Raw genomic sequence first — 13,420 nt, 5'->3', positions numbered from 1 at the left:
CATTTTTCGTGGGGGGGCCCTTTTTTTTTTTTTATATGCCCCTGGGCCCCCCCCGCTACACTCTCGGCGCGGGGCGCCCCCCCCCCCGGCCACGGGGGGCCCCCCCACGTCCGGGGAGGTGGCTAACTCCGGCGCCGGGACGCCTCGTAGAGCACGACGCCTGCCGCGACACCGGCGTTCAGGGACTCCGTGCCGCCCGGCATGGGGATCCGCACGCGGTAGTCGCAGGTCTCGCCGACCAGCCGCGAGAGGCCCTTGCCCTCGCTGCCGATGACGATGACGACGGGGCCGGAGAGCGCCTCGAGGTCGCCGACCTCGTGCTCACCGTCCGCCGCGAGCCCGACGATCGCGAGCCCGGCCTTCTTGTACGACTCCAGGACGCGGGTCAGGTTCGTGGCCCGCGCCACGGGCGTACGGGCGGCGGCACCGGCGGCCGTCTTCCAGGCGCCCGCGGTCATGCCCGCTGCCCGGCGCTCGGGGACGACGACGCCGTGCCCGCCGAAGGCGGAGGCCGAGCGCACCACGGCGCCCAGGTTCCGCGGGTCCGTCACGCCGTCGAGCGCGACGATCAGCGGGTCCTGGCCCAGGTCGTACGCGGCGGCCGCGAGCTCATCGGGGTGGGCGTACTCGTAGGGCGGCACCTGGAGCACGAGGCCCTGGTGGTTGAGCCCGTTGGTCATGCGGTCCAGCTCGGGCCGCGGGGCCTCCATCAGGTGGATGCCGCCGCGCTCACCGGCGAGCTGCAGCGCCTCGCGGACGCGCTCGTCGTTGTCGATGAACTGCTGGACGTAGAGCATCGAGGCGGGCACGCCCTCGCGCAGCGCCTCGACGACGGAGTTGCGTCCGACGACCATCTCGGACGTGCTCTTGCCGCGGCCCTTCACGGAACTGGGACGGCGGCTGCCGCCGGGGCCGCCGGAGGCCTTCTTGGCCGCGGCGTTGGCGATGCGGTTCTTCTTGTGTCCCTTGCGCGCCTCGGCGGGCGGCGTCGGGCCCTTGCCCTCAAGGCCGCGGCGTCGATTTCCGCCGCTGCCGACCTGCGCGCCCTTCTTGCCGGACATGCGGCGGTTGTTAGCGGCCATGACCTACCTGTCTCTGTGTTGCGTGCGGCTGCCTGCGTGCTGCATGGCTGCCCACTGCGTGACTGCGTACGTATATGAAGTGTGCCGCCCGGGTCGCCGGGCGGCACATCGCGAGCCCCGACGGACTCGGCCGCTCAGCGCGGGCCGAGAGTCCACCGCGGTCCGGTCGGGCCGTCCTCGATGACGAGACCGGACTGGTTGAGCTGGTCGCGGATGGCGTCGGCGGTGGCCCAGTCCTTGCGGCCACGCGCCGCCTCCCGCTGCTGGAGGACGAGGCGGACGAGCGTGTCGACGACCCCGTGGAGGTCCTCGCCGCGGTCGCCGTCGCCGGCCCAGTGCGGGTCGAGCGGGTCGAGGCCGAGCACGCCCAGCATGGCCCGCACCTCGGCGAGCCGCTCCACCGCGGCTTCCTTGTCGTCGGCGGCCAGGGCGGAATTTCCCTGCCGGACCGTCGTGTGCACGATGGCGAGCGCCTGCGGGACGCCCAGGTCGTCGTCCATCGCGTCGGCGAAGGCGGGCGGCACGTCGGCGGCGGGCTCCACGACGCCCCCGGCCTTCTCCACCACGCGCTGCACGAAGCCCTCGATCCGCGCGAACGCGGACTCGGCCTCGCGCAGGGCCTCCTCGCTGTACTCGATCATCGAGCGGTAGTGCGGGGTGCCCAGGTAGTAGCGCAGGACGATCGGGCGCCACTTCTTGACCATCTCGGACACGAGGACCGAGTTGCCGAGCGACTTGGACATCTTCTCGCCGCTCATGGTGACCCAGCCGTTGTGCACCCAGTACCGCGCGAACGCGTCGCCGAAGGCCTTGGCCTGCGCGATCTCGTTCTCGTGGTGCGGGAAGATCAGGTCGATGCCGCCGCCGTGGATGTCGAACTCACGGCCGAGGTACTTGTGGGCCATCGCCGAGCACTCCAGGTGCCAGCCGGGACGGCCGCGGCCCCAGGGGGTCTCCCAGCTGGGCTCCCCCTCCTTGGCGGTCTTCCACATGGCGAAGTCACGCGGGTCGCGCTTGCCGGTCTCGCCCTCGCCCGAGGGCTGCAGGAGGTTGTCGAGCTCCTGGTTGGACAGCTCCAGATAGCCCGGGAAGGACTTCACGTCGAAGTAGACGTTGCCGTCCGACTCGTACGCGTGGCCGCGCTCGATCAGGCCGCGCATCATCTCGACCATCTCGGTGATGTGGCCGGTGGCGCGCGGCTCATAGGTGGGCGGCAGGCAGCCGAGGACGTCGTAGCCGTCGTTGAAGGCGCGCTCGTTCTCGTACCCGATCGACCACCACGGGCGGCCCTGCTCGGCCGACTTCCGGATGATCTTGTCGTCGATGTCCGTGACGTTGCGGATGAAGGTGACGTCGTAGCCGCGGTGCTCGAACCAGCGGCGCATGATGTCGAAGTTGAGACCCGACCGGATGTGCCCGATGTGCGGGGCCGCCTGCACCGTCGCGCCACACAGGTAGATCGAGACACAACCGTCGTTGAGCGGGCTGAAGTCTCGGATCTGCCGGGCGCTGGTGTCGTACAGGCGAATCGTCACCACTCCAGGGTAGTGGTCCAAGGACAGTGCCCTGCGACCTCCTGGGTCAACAGGGCACGGAACTGTGACATGCGCGGGGTCGGGGAGCCCTCAGAGGCGGCCGACGACCTTGCGCGGAGTGACGCGGACGACGACGCGGGGCTCGTCGTTCACGGAGGACGGGTTGAACTCGACGTACTTGAGGCCGGTGTACTTCAGCGCCAGTTCGTCGATGAGCTCCGGCCCGCCCTCGGTGGTCATCGAGGCCTCACCGCGGATCTCGGCGTACGTGTACGGCGCGTCGAAGGGCTGGAGCAGCACCGTCACGCGCGGGTCGCGGCGCAGGTTCTTCTCCTTGCGGCGGCCGAGCGTGGTGGAGAAGAGCAGTTCGTCGCCGTCACGCTTCACCCAGACCGGTGAGACCTGGGGGGTGCCGTCGGGCTGGATGGTGGCCACGCTGATGAAGACGGGGGTGTCGAGAAGGGCCTTGAGCCTGTCGGACAGTTCGGCGACCATGGGGGATGCCTCTCTCTCGTACGTCGACGGGTGACGTGGAGCTGTTGGAGCTGTGCAGGGGTGCTGTAGGGGTGCGTTCCCGATACTGCGCCAACGCACCCCGCCCCAGCGGCATTTCCCCCTTCGCCGGTACCGAGGTCAGGCCGTCCGCACGACCAGTGCCGTCGCGATCGCGGCGAGGCCCTCGGCGCGGCCGGTGAGGCCGAGCCCGTCGGTCGTCGTGCCGGACACGGCGACCGGGGCGCCCGCGGCGGCGCTCAGCGTCTTCTGCGCCTCGTCACGCCGCTTGCCGACCTTGGGGCGTACGCCGATGACCTGGACGGCGATGTTGCCGATCTCGAAGCCTTCGGCGCGCACGATCCTGGCCGCCTCCGCGAGCAGCGTCACACCGGAGGCACCGGACCACTCGGGCCTGCTGGTGCCGAAGTGCGCGCCGAGGTCGCCGATGCCGGCCGCGGAGAACAGGGCGTCGCAGGCGGCGTGCGCGGCGACGTCCCCGTCCGAGTGCCCGGCCAGGCCCGCGCTCTCGCCCTCCCAGAGGAGCCCGGCGCACCACAGCTCGCGCCCTTCCTCGAAGGCGTGCACGTCGGTGCCGATGCCGACCTGCGGCAGGGCGATACGGGCCGGGGTCTCAGAAGCCATCGTTGGCCCTCCTGCGGGCGAGCACGGCCTCGGCGAGGACGAGGTCGAGGGGCCGCGTGACCTTGAAGGCCTCTTCGTGGCCGGGCACGACGACGACCTGGAGGCCCAGCTGCTCGACCATGCTGGCGTCGTCCGTGACGTTGTCGGTGACCGTCGCGTGGGCGCGGACGAGGGTGTCGCGGTCGAAGCCCTGCGGGGTCTGCACGGCGCGCAGCCGGGCCCGCTCGGGGGTGGCGACCACGGGCTCGGGTACGCCCGGTTCCTTGGGGTCCCCGGGCTCGACCTGCTTGACGGTGTCGGTCAGGGGCAGCGCGGGGACGACGGCGGGGGCGCCGTCGCGTACGGCCTCGATGACGCCGTCGACGGTGTCGACGGGCACGAGCGGGCGGGCCGCGTCGTGCACCAGGACGACGCCGATGCCGTCCGGCAGGGCGTCGAGGCCGAGCTTCACGGACTCCTGGCGGGTTTCGCCGCCGGGGACCACGAGGAAGTCGGTGCGCTCGGGCAGCGCGTGGTCGGCCAGGAGTGACTTGACCTCGGCGGCGCCCTCCGGCGGGGCCACCACGACGACGAGCGAGACGGCGCGGGAGGCGGCCATGGCCCGTACGGCGTGGATGAGCATGGGCGTGCCGTTCAGCGCGCGGAGCGCCTTGGGGGCGCCCGGGCCGAGCCGTACGCCGCGTCCGGCGGCGGGGATCACGACCGCGGTGCGGGATTCCTCAGACATCGCTTCCGTTCAGGTTTGTGTGCTCGGCCGAGGTGGGTATGGCCTCAGCGACGCCGGGCGCGGGCCCTTGACCGGACCCTTCCGTGACATCTGGTCGAGCCAGCTGCCCGAGCCCGGCACGCACGCTTAAGGGATTACATCTGGGTACGAACATGCCGCAGCGCCCGGCGACACCATTGAGGGTCAGCGGGCACCGCGGCATTCATGGCGCCAAGACGTATGCGTATGTCAGGACGCGATCAGGACGCGAGGACCTCGTCAAGCAGGGCCTCGGCCTTGTCCTCGTTCGTGTTCTCCGCGAGGGCGAGCTCGCTCACCAGGATCTGGCGAGCCTTGGCGAGCATGCGCTTCTCACCCGCGGACAGTCCGCGCTCACGCTCACGACGCCACAGGTCACGCACGACTTCCGCGACCTTGATGACATCGCCCGATGCGAGCTTCTCGAGATTTGCCTTGTAGCGACGGGACCAGTTCGTGGGCTCTTCGGCGTACGGCGCGCGCAGCACTTCGAAGACCCGGTCGAGCCCGTCCTGACCGACCACATCACGCACGCCGACGAACTCCGCATTGTCCGCAGGCACACGTACCGTCAGGTCGCCCTGGGCGACCTTCAGCACCAAGTAGGTCTTGTCCACGCCTTTGATCTGGCGAGTCTCAATGGCCTCGATCAGCGCGGCCCCGTGATGGGGATAGACCACGGTGTCGCCAACCTTGAACGTCATGTGACAGGTACCCCTTCCGTGGCTATCCATCCTAACACGAGAACCGCCTCTTCTGAATGGCGTTTTCGCAGGTCAGGGCATATCTCGGGGCTTGACAACAGCAACAGGAACGTGCTGCGAAGGGCTTCCGGAGTGGGGTATTCGCAGGTGAGAGCGGCTCTTCGGGGAAGCGGAAACACGCCCGTCACACCCCCTCCGAGAGCGCTCCACGAGGCTGAACGTCCCGGTTTGCCAGGTTCCAAGCGGTGAACTTCCGCTACTCCGTTCGGCGACTGGAGAGACGTGCGAGCCCGCGTTCGATGTGAATCCGGAATTGATCAAGTGCCCCCGGTGATCAATTTCCCGGACTTCCCCGGACCGCCATGCATTCCTTACCGGAAATCCGCAGGACGGGCCGCGATGACTCTTGACGGCACTTAAGTGAATGGTGAACGAGAGGCCAATGTCGCCGACGTGACGGCTGGGGCGTGCGTGTCGGGGTACGAGCCGTGGGAGGCAGGCTCACCACCCGTAGGGGCGGGTCGGGTGCGGTGGCGCGGGAACGGCTCGGTAACCTAAGCCCGCTGACACACACTTAGGGCGGCTTTACGGCCGCCCGCCCTCCCGTATCGCCCTCGTTCAAGGAGTTGCCGCCGCCGTGAGCCGCAGCCTTCGACGTGGCGCCATTGCCGCCACCGCCATCGCGTTCTCGCTCGCGTCGCTCGCCGCGTGCGGCGCCGGTAACAACGCCCAGACGCACGAGATCAAGCCGGACAACGCCGCGACCGCCGTCGGCGACATCCAGATCCAGAACGCCATGGTGATCACCCAGCCCGACCTGAAGTCGACGGGCCCCGCGGTGATCGCCGCCACGATCTTCAACAACGGCAGCACCGACCAGACGCTGGACGAGATCGCGGTCAACGGCACCGGCAAGAAGGCCAAGATCACGCCGGCCAAGGACGACAAGACCTCCAAGCGTGGCGGTCCGCTGACCATCCCCGCGGGCGGCTCGGTCGTCATCGGCGGCAAGGACAACGCCTCCGCCGTCCTGTCCAGCAGCCGCGAGGCCGTCAAGGACGGCAACGCGCAGCCGGTCACCTTCGCCTTCAGCAAGACCGGCGACGTGAAGATGAAGACCTTCGTCGTGCCGGCCGAGAGCTACTTCAAGAAGTGGGGCCCGACCGAGGTTCCCGAGGCGCCGGGCTCGAAGCCGTCGACGAAGCCTTCGGGCTCCGCGAGCGGTGAACCCGCTGAGGGCGCGTCCTCCGGCGCGAGCACCAACCCTTCGGGGCAGCCGTCCGGGCAGCCGTCGGGCAACGCGTCCGGTGCGGCGAACACGGACCCGTCCGGCGCCGCGTCGCACGATGCGGGTGCGGGTGCCGGTTCCGAGCACTGATCGACGTACGAACGAGAGGGCGGGAACCCGGTACCGGGTTCCCGCCCTCTCGTGTGTCTGCGGCGTCTACAGGGGGGCCGTCTACGGCTCGAACTTGTAGCCGAGGCCCCGCACCGTCACCAGGTAGCGCGGGGCGCCGGGGTCCGGTTCGATCTTGGCGCGCAGGCGCTTGACGTGGACGTCGAGGGTCTTGGTGTCCCCCACGTAGTCCGCGCCCCAGACGCGGTCGATGAGCTGCATGCGGGTCAGGACGCGGCCCGCGTTGCGCAGGAGCATCTCCAGGAGGTCGAACTCCTTGAGGGGCAGGTCGACCTTGGAGCCGGAGACCGTGACGACGTGGCGGTCCACGTCCATGCGGACCGGGCCCGCCTCCAGGGCCTGCGGGGCCACCTCCTCGGGCTCGCCGCGGCGGCGCAGGACCGCACGGATGCGGGCCACGAGCTCGCGGGACGAGAAGGGCTTCGTGACGTAGTCGTCGGCTCCTATTTCCAGGCCGACCACCTTGTCGATCTCACTGTCCTTGGCGGTGACCATGATCACCGGGACGTTGGAGCGGCCGCGCAGCTGGCGGCAGACCTCCGTGCCGGGCAGGCCCGGCAGCATCAGGTCGAGCAGGACGAGGTCGGCGCCGTTGCGCTCGAACTCGTCGAGTCCGTCCGGGCCGGTGGCCGCGATGGCGACCTCGAAGCCCTCCTTGCGAAGCATGTAGGACAGGGCGTCGGAGAAGGATTCCTCGTCCTCTACGACGAGCACTCGGGTCACGGAAGGACCTCCGGGGCAGGAATGGGTTCGTACGAAGTGGTCTCGTCGGGCCGTGCGGTGTCGGCTTCGCTGCCGTCTCCGCCGTGACCGGATCCGCGGTCGCGGTTCGCGGCTGCCTCGGGCAGCCGCAGGGTGAAGGTGGAGCCCTGTCCCTCGGAGCTCCACACGGTGACCTCCCCGCCGTGCGAGGCGGCCACATGCTTGACGATGGCGAGGCCGAGGCCCGTGCCGCCGGTGGCGCGGGAGCGCGCCGGGTCCACTCGGTAGAAGCGCTCGAAGATGCGCTCCTTGTCCTTGTCGGAGATGCCGATCCCCTGGTCGGTGACGGCCACCTCGATGAGGTCTCCGCCGGGCGCGCTGACCCGGCGGGCGGCGATGCCCACGCGGGTGCGGGCGGGCGAGTAGTTCACGGCGTTCTCGACGAGGTTGCCGAGTGCCGCGGCGAGCTGGCCGCGGTTGCCCCATATCTGCAGGTCGGCGGTGCCGCCCGCGGCCATGGTGATCTGCTTGTGCGAGGCCTGGTGACGGCTGCGGTCGATCGCCTCCGCCACCAGTTCGTCGACACGGACGGGTTCGGCGTCCTCCAGGGGGTCGTCGTTCTGGACCCGGGAGAGGTCGATGAGCTCCTGGACGAGGCTGGTCAGGCGGGTCGCCTCGATCTGCATGCGGCCCGCGAAGCGCTCGACGGCCTCGGGGTCGTCGGAGGCGTCCATGACGGCCTCGGAGAGCAGGGAGAGCGCGCCTACCGGAGTCTTGAGCTCGTGGCTCACGTTCGCGACGAAGTCGCGTCGTACGGCCTCGATGCGGCGGGCCTCGGTGAGGTCCTCCACGAGGAGCAGGACCAGGCGGGAGCCGAGGGGGGCCACGCGTGCGGAGACGGCGAGGGCCTCGCCCCGGCCGGTGCCGCGGCGCGGCAGGTCCAGCTCGACCTGCCGTATCTCACCGTCACGGCGGGTGTCGCGCGCCATCTGGAGCATGGGCTCGACGGCGAGCTTGCCGCCGCGGACCAGGCCAAGGGCGTACGCGGCCGAGCTGGCCTTGACGACGCTGTCCGCCTCGTCGAGGACGACGGCGGACGAGCGGAGCACGGAGAGGACGGTGTCGACGCCCGGTGGAAGTACGGGGTCGGTGTGCAGGGAGGTCCGGGTGGGGCGTTTCAGGTCGCGCTCGCTCCAGCGGAACGCCAGCATGGCGATGACACCGGTGCACACCCCGGCGATCGCTGCCGCTGCGGCGACCGCCGCGTTCACGTCCATGCCTCCAGGTTATGCGCCGGACGAGCACCTGCCCCAGCCATCCGGGTGCCCGCTCGAACACTCGTCGCCCAGAGTTCACCGAGGGGACGGTGTTGGTTCACTTCGGCTGAACGGGTTACTCCGGGCCGCGGCGGGGCGGCTCCCGGCGGGGCGCTCCCCGTCGCCCACAGTTCACCTGGGTGACAGGGACGGTTCATTCGGGATGCCGGAAACGGACGCGTCGGGGCCGCACCGTGGGAGCGTGGGGGTCACCCCCCGGGACGTACTAGAGAGGGACATCCACATGCGGGACGCGTACCACGAGGAACTTGACTCGATCGGCGAAGGCCTGGTCGAGATGGCCCGCCTTGTCGGGTCCGCGATCGGGCGCGCCACCACGGCCATGCTCGACGCCGATCTGAAGATGGCCGAGAGCGTGATCGCCGCTGACCAGAAGGTCGACGATCTGCAGCACGAGCTGGAGGCGCGCGCGATAGCCCTCCTCGCACGGCAGCAGCCGGTCGCCACCGACCTGCGCATCGTCGTGACCTCGCTGCGGATGAGCGCCGACCTGGAGCGCTCGGGCGACCTCGCCCAGCACGTCGGCAAGCTGACCCGCCTGCGCTTCCCCGCGTCGGCCGTTCCGCAGGATCTGCACGCGACGATCCTGGAGATGGGTCAGCTGGCGCAGCGTCTGATGGCCAAGGCGGCGGAGGTCATCATCACGAAGGACGTCGACCTGGCGCTCCAGCTGGAGCAGGACGACGACGAGATGGACCTGCTGCACCGCACGCTCTTCCAGCACCTGATGGACGACCGCTGGAAGCACGGCATCGAAACGGCCGTGGACGTGACGCTCCTGGGCCGCTACTACGAGCGCTTCGCGGATCATGCGGTGTCGGTCGCGAAGAGGGTCGTCTACCTGGTCACGGGCGAACACGCGGACGAAATGCAGCAGACCGGGACGCCCGTGGAAGGCGCCTGAGGTCGTTCGTACGCAGGGGTGTGCCCCGCGCCGGTGGTGCGGGGCGCACCCTTTTGTTCTGCGGGCGTGGCTCAGCCGCAGCAGCCGCCGCACTGGCACGGGCCGCCCGACTGGCAGCCGCAGCCGCAGCCCGAGCCGCAGCCGCAGGAGCCGAGGAGCACGAGCTCGGGCAGGCCAGGTGTCTTCGCCGACTGCTCGGGGACGGGTTCGGTCATGGGGGACTCGGCCATGGGTCTCCTCCTCGAAGGCGTACTGCCTGATGCCCGTTCCATGCCCACTGCAGAGGGGCGCACCAACGGCGCACATGCGCGTTCGGAGGCCCCGCGACTGCCCCGCCGCGCCGGACGTGGCACGGCCCGTCACCACGGAAGTCACTCGTGAAACTCTCTCCACAACCTTCACAGTGATGGCCTAATGTGAGGGCTCTGTAACGGGGGATCAAGGCCCAGGCGTCTGACCTGGGTTCTTCTTATGTGGGGGGTCACATACCGTGCGTACGCGCACCATCTCGACCGCGACAGCGCTCGCGGTCCTCTTCAGCTCCGCGGCCCTGGTCGCGGTCACGTCGGCCCCGGCCGCGGCGGACTCGGCGAAGCTCCTGAACGTGAAGTCGGCGGGTGACGTGCTCGTGGACGGGGAGCACCAGCGCGTCTACGTCTCCGACCCGAGGGGCGGCAAGATCGTCGTCACGGACTACGCGGGCGCCGTCAAGGCCACCCTGGACGGGCTTCCGGACGTCGAGGGCCTCGCGCTCTCGCCCGACTCCGGCCAGGTGTACGCGGCCGTGGCGGGCCTCAACCGCATCGTCTCCGTGGAGACCTCCTCGTACACGCAGAGCGCGAGCTACGCGCTCGACGGCGCCGAGAAGCCGCGCACGCTCGCCCTCGCGAGCGGCAAGCTGTGGTTCGGCTACGGCCCGGACGCCGAGGGCGGCATCGGCTCGCTCGACCTCTCCGGCGCCGAGCCCGTCGTCGCGCTCGGCCAGGACGGTGACGCGAGCTTCTACGCGGCGCCCGAGCTCGGCTCCGATCCCGATTCCGGCATCCTCGTCGCCGGTGAGAAGGCGACCAGCAACGACACCCTGACCGTGTACGACGTGTCGGGTCCGAAGCCGGAGCTGAAGGTCTCCAAGTCGGTGGAGGGCAGCTTCTTCGACGACATCGCGGTCTCCCCCGACGGAACCCAGATCGTCACGGCCAGCGGCGCCCCGTACTACCACCCGGTGTACTCCACCAAGGACCTCTCCCCCCTGGGCCGCTACGACTCCGGTGACTACGGCACCGCCGTGGACATCGCCCCGGACGGCACCGTGGCGGCGGGCACCTCCTCCTGGTACGCGCCCGACGTGCACATCTACCGGCAGGGCAAGTGGTCCAAGGTCCGGGAGTACGAGTTCCCGAACACCGGCAACAGCAGCGGCGCCGACACCCTCGCCGACGGCGGCCTCGCATGGGCGCCGGACGGCAGTCGGCTCTTCGCGGTCTCCGAGAACAGCCAGGGCGCCTTCTCGCTGCGGGTCCTGACCGAGCCGGGCAAGTCCCTGCCGAAGCTCACGGTCACGGCCCCCGCGAAGGCCCCGCGCGCCAAGTCCCTCACCGTCACCGGCAAGATCACCGACTCGGCGGCGCCGCTGCCCGCAGGGACCGAACTGACCGTCACGCGCACGGACATCGAGTCCTCCGACGGCAAGAAGCTGCCCGTGGTGAAGACCAAGGCGGACGGTTCCTTCTCGCTCACCGACACCCCGCCCGCGGGCGGCAAGGTGAAGTACAAGGTCGCGTACGCGGGCGACGCCGCGCATGCCGCGGCCTCCGGCTCGGACACGGTCGACGTCTCGCGCTCCACGACCAAGCTGACGCTGAACAAGAACGGCAACGTCTACTCCTACGGCGCCGACGTCTCCTTCACCGCGCACCTCGGCACCACGTACAAGAACCGCACCGTCGAGATCTGGGCCAACCCCTACGGCGCCGACAAGCCCAACAAGCTGATCAAGAAGGGCGTCGTGAACTCCCGCGGCGACCTGTCGGCCACCGTCGACATGAAGCGCGACACGGATGTCACGGCCGTCTTCGCGGGTGACGCCCGTTACGCGTCGAAGAAGGCCACGTCCACGGCGTACGCCAAGGTGAAGGTCTCCACCGCCGTCTCCAAGCACTACAAGACGGGGACGATCGGCTCCACGAAGTACCACTACTTCCACAAGAACACCGACCCGGTCCTCACGACGTCGATGACGTACTACGAAGGCCGCAAGCACCGCTTCCAGCTTGAGGTGCGCGTGGACGGCAGGTGGCGCTCCGCGGGCGCGTCCGAGTACTTCAGGCTCGGCACCAACGGCAAGTCCGCCGTGCGCCTGGAGGCTCCCGGCGAGTCGGGCATCAGGGCGCGGATGCGCGCCTCGTACATCAACGGTTCGTCGGGCGACAACGTGAACTCGACGACGCACGGGTCCTGGAAGTACCTCAACTTCACCCGGTGACACCAGGGACGCGGTCGGCGACCGCGTCGGGGGCGGGGACGGTGGGTGTGGGGACGGTGGGTGTCGGCACCACGCCCACCGTCTCGGCCTCCTCCTCCGGGAGCCCCCTCATCAGCGACCAGTAGCCGAGGGCGGCGACCGTGCCGATGACCGCGCAGGCGCCCCAGAGCCACTCGGCCCCGAAGCGGTCGATGACGAAGCCGGACATCAGCGGGGCGACGAGCGCGGCGACGGCCCACGACAGGGTGTACATGCCCTGGTAGCGGCCCCTGCCGTGGGTCGGCGAAAGGCGTACGACGAGGCCGGTCTGGGTGGGGGCGTTGACGATCTCGGCGAGGGTCCAGACGCACACGGTCAGGGCGAAGACGCCGATGGACCCGGCGAAGGCGGTGAGCCCGAAGCCGTAGCCGGCGAGCAGCGCGGAGACGACCAACAGCCGCTGCGGGTCGCGGTGTTCGATGAACCGCGTGACGGGGATCTGGAGTACGACGATCAGGACGCCGTTGACGGCGATGGCCATCCCGTAGTCGGCGGGCGTGAACCCGGCCTCGCCCATGGCGACGGGCAGCCCCACGGCGCCCTGCTGGAAGATCAGCGCGATGAGGAAGGAGAGCCCCACGACGCCCATGAACCGCCCGTCACGCAGGACGGTCCCGAGGCCGACGTCCGGTTCTGACGCCTTCTCGAGGGCGGTCCGCACGGGCCGCGACTCCGGCAGCTTCACGAAGACGACGATGGCGCAGACCATGGTCATCACGGCTTCGATGAGGAACCCGGCGAGATAGCTGAACTCGGCGATGAAGCCCGCGCCCGCGGACGAGATCGCGAACCCGAGGTTGATGGCCCAGTAGTTGAGCGAGAAGGCCCGCACGCGGTCCTCGGGGCGGACGATGTCGGCCATCATCGCCTGGACGGCGGGCCGTGACGCGTTGCTCGCCATGCCGACGAGGAAGGCGACGGCCGCGATGGCCAGGGGGTCCTTCATGAAGCCGAGGAGGGCGACGGAGAGCGCGGTGGAGGTCTGGGCGATGAGGAGGGTGGGCCGCCGCCCGAGCCGGTCGGTCATGACACCGGCGCCCAGCGAGGAGACGACACCGCCGAGTCCGTGCAGGGCGGCGACCAGGCCGGCGTACGTGGCGGAGTAGCCGCGGTCGAGGGTCAGGTAGAGCGCCATGAAGGTGGCGACGAAGGCGCCGAGGCGGTTGACGAGGGTGCTGGTCCACAACCACCAGAACTCGCGGGGAAGACCGGAGACGGACTCCTTGGCGGCGCGTCTCAGGGCGGCGAGTGGCATCGGTTTTCCCCCACGGTTCAGGCACGGCTCGGGCAGACGGGCAAGCGTGTTCTGTAAGTGTCTCTGGCGCCGAGCGAACAT

General features: G+C 69.9%; 13 protein-coding genes. 3 read left to right on the top strand and 10 right to left on the bottom strand.

Annotated elements, in window-relative coordinates:
* Positions 1-122: 122 nt before the first annotated feature.
* From rlmB to ACWGI2_RS28570, 6 genes are all read right to left on the bottom strand, one after another.
* Positions 123-1,082 (bottom strand): 23S rRNA (guanosine(2251)-2'-O)-methyltransferase RlmB, encoded by a 960-nt coding sequence (rlmB, locus tag ACWGI2_RS28595; RefSeq protein WP_453400738.1) that lies wholly within the window; start codon positions 1,080-1,082, stop codon positions 123-125.
* 134 nt (positions 1,083-1,216) lie between these two features.
* A complete protein-coding gene (gene cysS, locus ACWGI2_RS28590) occupies positions 1,217-2,617 on the bottom strand; it encodes a cysteine--tRNA ligase (protein WP_453698409.1) in 1,401 nt (466 codons plus the stop codon).
* 90 nt (positions 2,618-2,707) lie between these two features.
* Positions 2,708-3,112, bottom strand: coding sequence for a PPOX class F420-dependent oxidoreductase (locus tag ACWGI2_RS28585; RefSeq protein WP_453698408.1), 405 nt, complete (start codon positions 3,110-3,112; stop codon positions 2,708-2,710).
* A gap of 138 nt (positions 3,113-3,250) precedes the next feature.
* Complete coding sequence (gene ispF, locus ACWGI2_RS28580; RefSeq protein ID WP_453698406.1) at positions 3,251-3,754, bottom strand: 2-C-methyl-D-erythritol 2,4-cyclodiphosphate synthase; 504 nt, start codon at positions 3,752-3,754, stop codon at positions 3,251-3,253.
* The gene (ispD, locus tag ACWGI2_RS28575) at positions 3,744-4,481 is read right to left on the bottom strand and encodes a 2-C-methyl-D-erythritol 4-phosphate cytidylyltransferase (RefSeq protein ID WP_453400742.1); all 738 of its coding nucleotides are present in this window, start codon (positions 4,479-4,481) and stop codon (positions 3,744-3,746) included. The genes ispF and ispD overlap by 11 nt, the downstream gene beginning before the upstream one ends.
* Positions 4,482-4,720: 239 nt before the next feature.
* The gene (locus ACWGI2_RS28570) at positions 4,721-5,203 is read right to left on the bottom strand and encodes a CarD family transcriptional regulator (protein WP_003953493.1); all 483 of its coding nucleotides are present in this window, start codon (positions 5,201-5,203) and stop codon (positions 4,721-4,723) included.
* 637 nt (positions 5,204-5,840) lie between these two features.
* On the opposite strand from ACWGI2_RS28570, the gene ACWGI2_RS28565 reads away from it, so the two are divergent.
* Positions 5,841-6,581 carry a DUF461 domain-containing protein gene (locus tag ACWGI2_RS28565; protein WP_453400743.1) on the top strand — a complete coding sequence of 247 codons (741 nt, stop codon included), beginning with the start codon at positions 5,841-5,843 and terminating at the stop codon, positions 6,579-6,581.
* Positions 6,582-6,662: 81 nt separating this feature from the next.
* Here ACWGI2_RS28565 and ACWGI2_RS28560 read toward each other — a convergent pair whose 3' ends face one another.
* Together ACWGI2_RS28560 and ACWGI2_RS28555 are read right to left on the bottom strand one after the other, a co-directional pair.
* On the bottom strand, positions 6,663-7,343 hold the full coding sequence (locus ACWGI2_RS28560) for a response regulator transcription factor (protein ID WP_018527980.1): 681 nt from the start codon (positions 7,341-7,343) through the stop codon (positions 6,663-6,665).
* Entirely contained in the window at positions 7,340-8,599 is a 1,260-nt protein-coding gene (locus ACWGI2_RS28555) for a sensor histidine kinase (protein ID WP_453400744.1), read from the bottom strand. The genes ACWGI2_RS28560 and ACWGI2_RS28555 overlap by 4 nt, the downstream gene beginning before the upstream one ends.
* A gap of 283 nt (positions 8,600-8,882) precedes the next feature.
* On the opposite strand from ACWGI2_RS28555, the gene phoU reads away from it, so the two are divergent.
* Complete coding sequence (gene phoU / locus ACWGI2_RS28550) at positions 8,883-9,563, top strand: phosphate signaling complex protein PhoU (protein ID WP_160510362.1); 681 nt, start codon at positions 8,883-8,885, stop codon at positions 9,561-9,563.
* Positions 9,564-9,634: 71 nt separating this feature from the next.
* Here phoU and ACWGI2_RS28545 read toward each other — a convergent pair whose 3' ends face one another.
* Entirely contained in the window at positions 9,635-9,793 is a 159-nt protein-coding gene (locus ACWGI2_RS28545) for a hypothetical protein (protein ID WP_202121221.1), read from the bottom strand.
* Between the two features lie 260 nt (positions 9,794-10,053).
* On the opposite strand from ACWGI2_RS28545, the gene ACWGI2_RS28540 reads away from it, so the two are divergent.
* Positions 10,054-12,045: a YncE family protein gene (locus tag ACWGI2_RS28540; RefSeq protein ID WP_453698404.1), complete on the top strand. Its 1,992-nt coding sequence runs from the start codon at positions 10,054-10,056 to the stop codon at positions 12,043-12,045.
* On the opposite strand, the gene ACWGI2_RS28535 is transcribed toward ACWGI2_RS28540, so the two are convergent.
* Positions 12,035-13,339, bottom strand: coding sequence for an MDR family MFS transporter (locus tag ACWGI2_RS28535; protein WP_453698402.1), 1,305 nt, complete (start codon positions 13,337-13,339; stop codon positions 12,035-12,037). The genes ACWGI2_RS28540 and ACWGI2_RS28535 overlap by 11 nt on opposite strands.
* Positions 13,340-13,420 lie beyond the last annotated feature (81 nt).

The organism is Streptomyces sp. NPDC054866 (assembly GCF_053610745.1).
This window is presented reverse-complemented; position numbering and strand designations above follow the sequence as displayed.

What these genes read in the sequence shown, in the direction of transcription:
- ispD (WP_453400742.1), bottom strand. Translation starts at nt 4,481, where the DNA reads ATGTCTGAGGAATCCCGCACCGCGGTCGTGATCCCCGCCGCCGGACGC.
- ACWGI2_RS28555 (WP_453400744.1), bottom strand. Translation starts at nt 8,599, where the DNA reads ATGGACGTGAACGCGGCGGTCGCCGCAGCGGCAGCGATCGCCGGGGTG.
- ACWGI2_RS28570 (WP_003953493.1), bottom strand. Translation starts at nt 5,203, where the DNA reads ATGACGTTCAAGGTTGGCGACACCGTGGTCTATCCCCATCACGGGGCC.
- phoU (WP_160510362.1), top strand. Translation starts at nt 8,883, where the DNA reads ATGCGGGACGCGTACCACGAGGAACTTGACTCGATCGGCGAAGGCCTG.
- ACWGI2_RS28545 (WP_202121221.1), bottom strand. Translation starts at nt 9,793, where the DNA reads ATGGCCGAGTCCCCCATGACCGAACCCGTCCCCGAGCAGTCGGCGAAG.
- ACWGI2_RS28585 (WP_453698408.1), bottom strand. Translation starts at nt 3,112, where the DNA reads ATGGTCGCCGAACTGTCCGACAGGCTCAAGGCCCTTCTCGACACCCCC.
- rlmB (WP_453400738.1), bottom strand. Translation starts at nt 1,082, where the DNA reads ATGGCCGCTAACAACCGCCGCATGTCCGGCAAGAAGGGCGCGCAGGTC.
- ispF (WP_453698406.1), bottom strand. Translation starts at nt 3,754, where the DNA reads ATGGCTTCTGAGACCCCGGCCCGTATCGCCCTGCCGCAGGTCGGCATC.
- ACWGI2_RS28535 (WP_453698402.1), bottom strand. Translation starts at nt 13,339, where the DNA reads ATGCCACTCGCCGCCCTGAGACGCGCCGCCAAGGAGTCCGTCTCCGGT.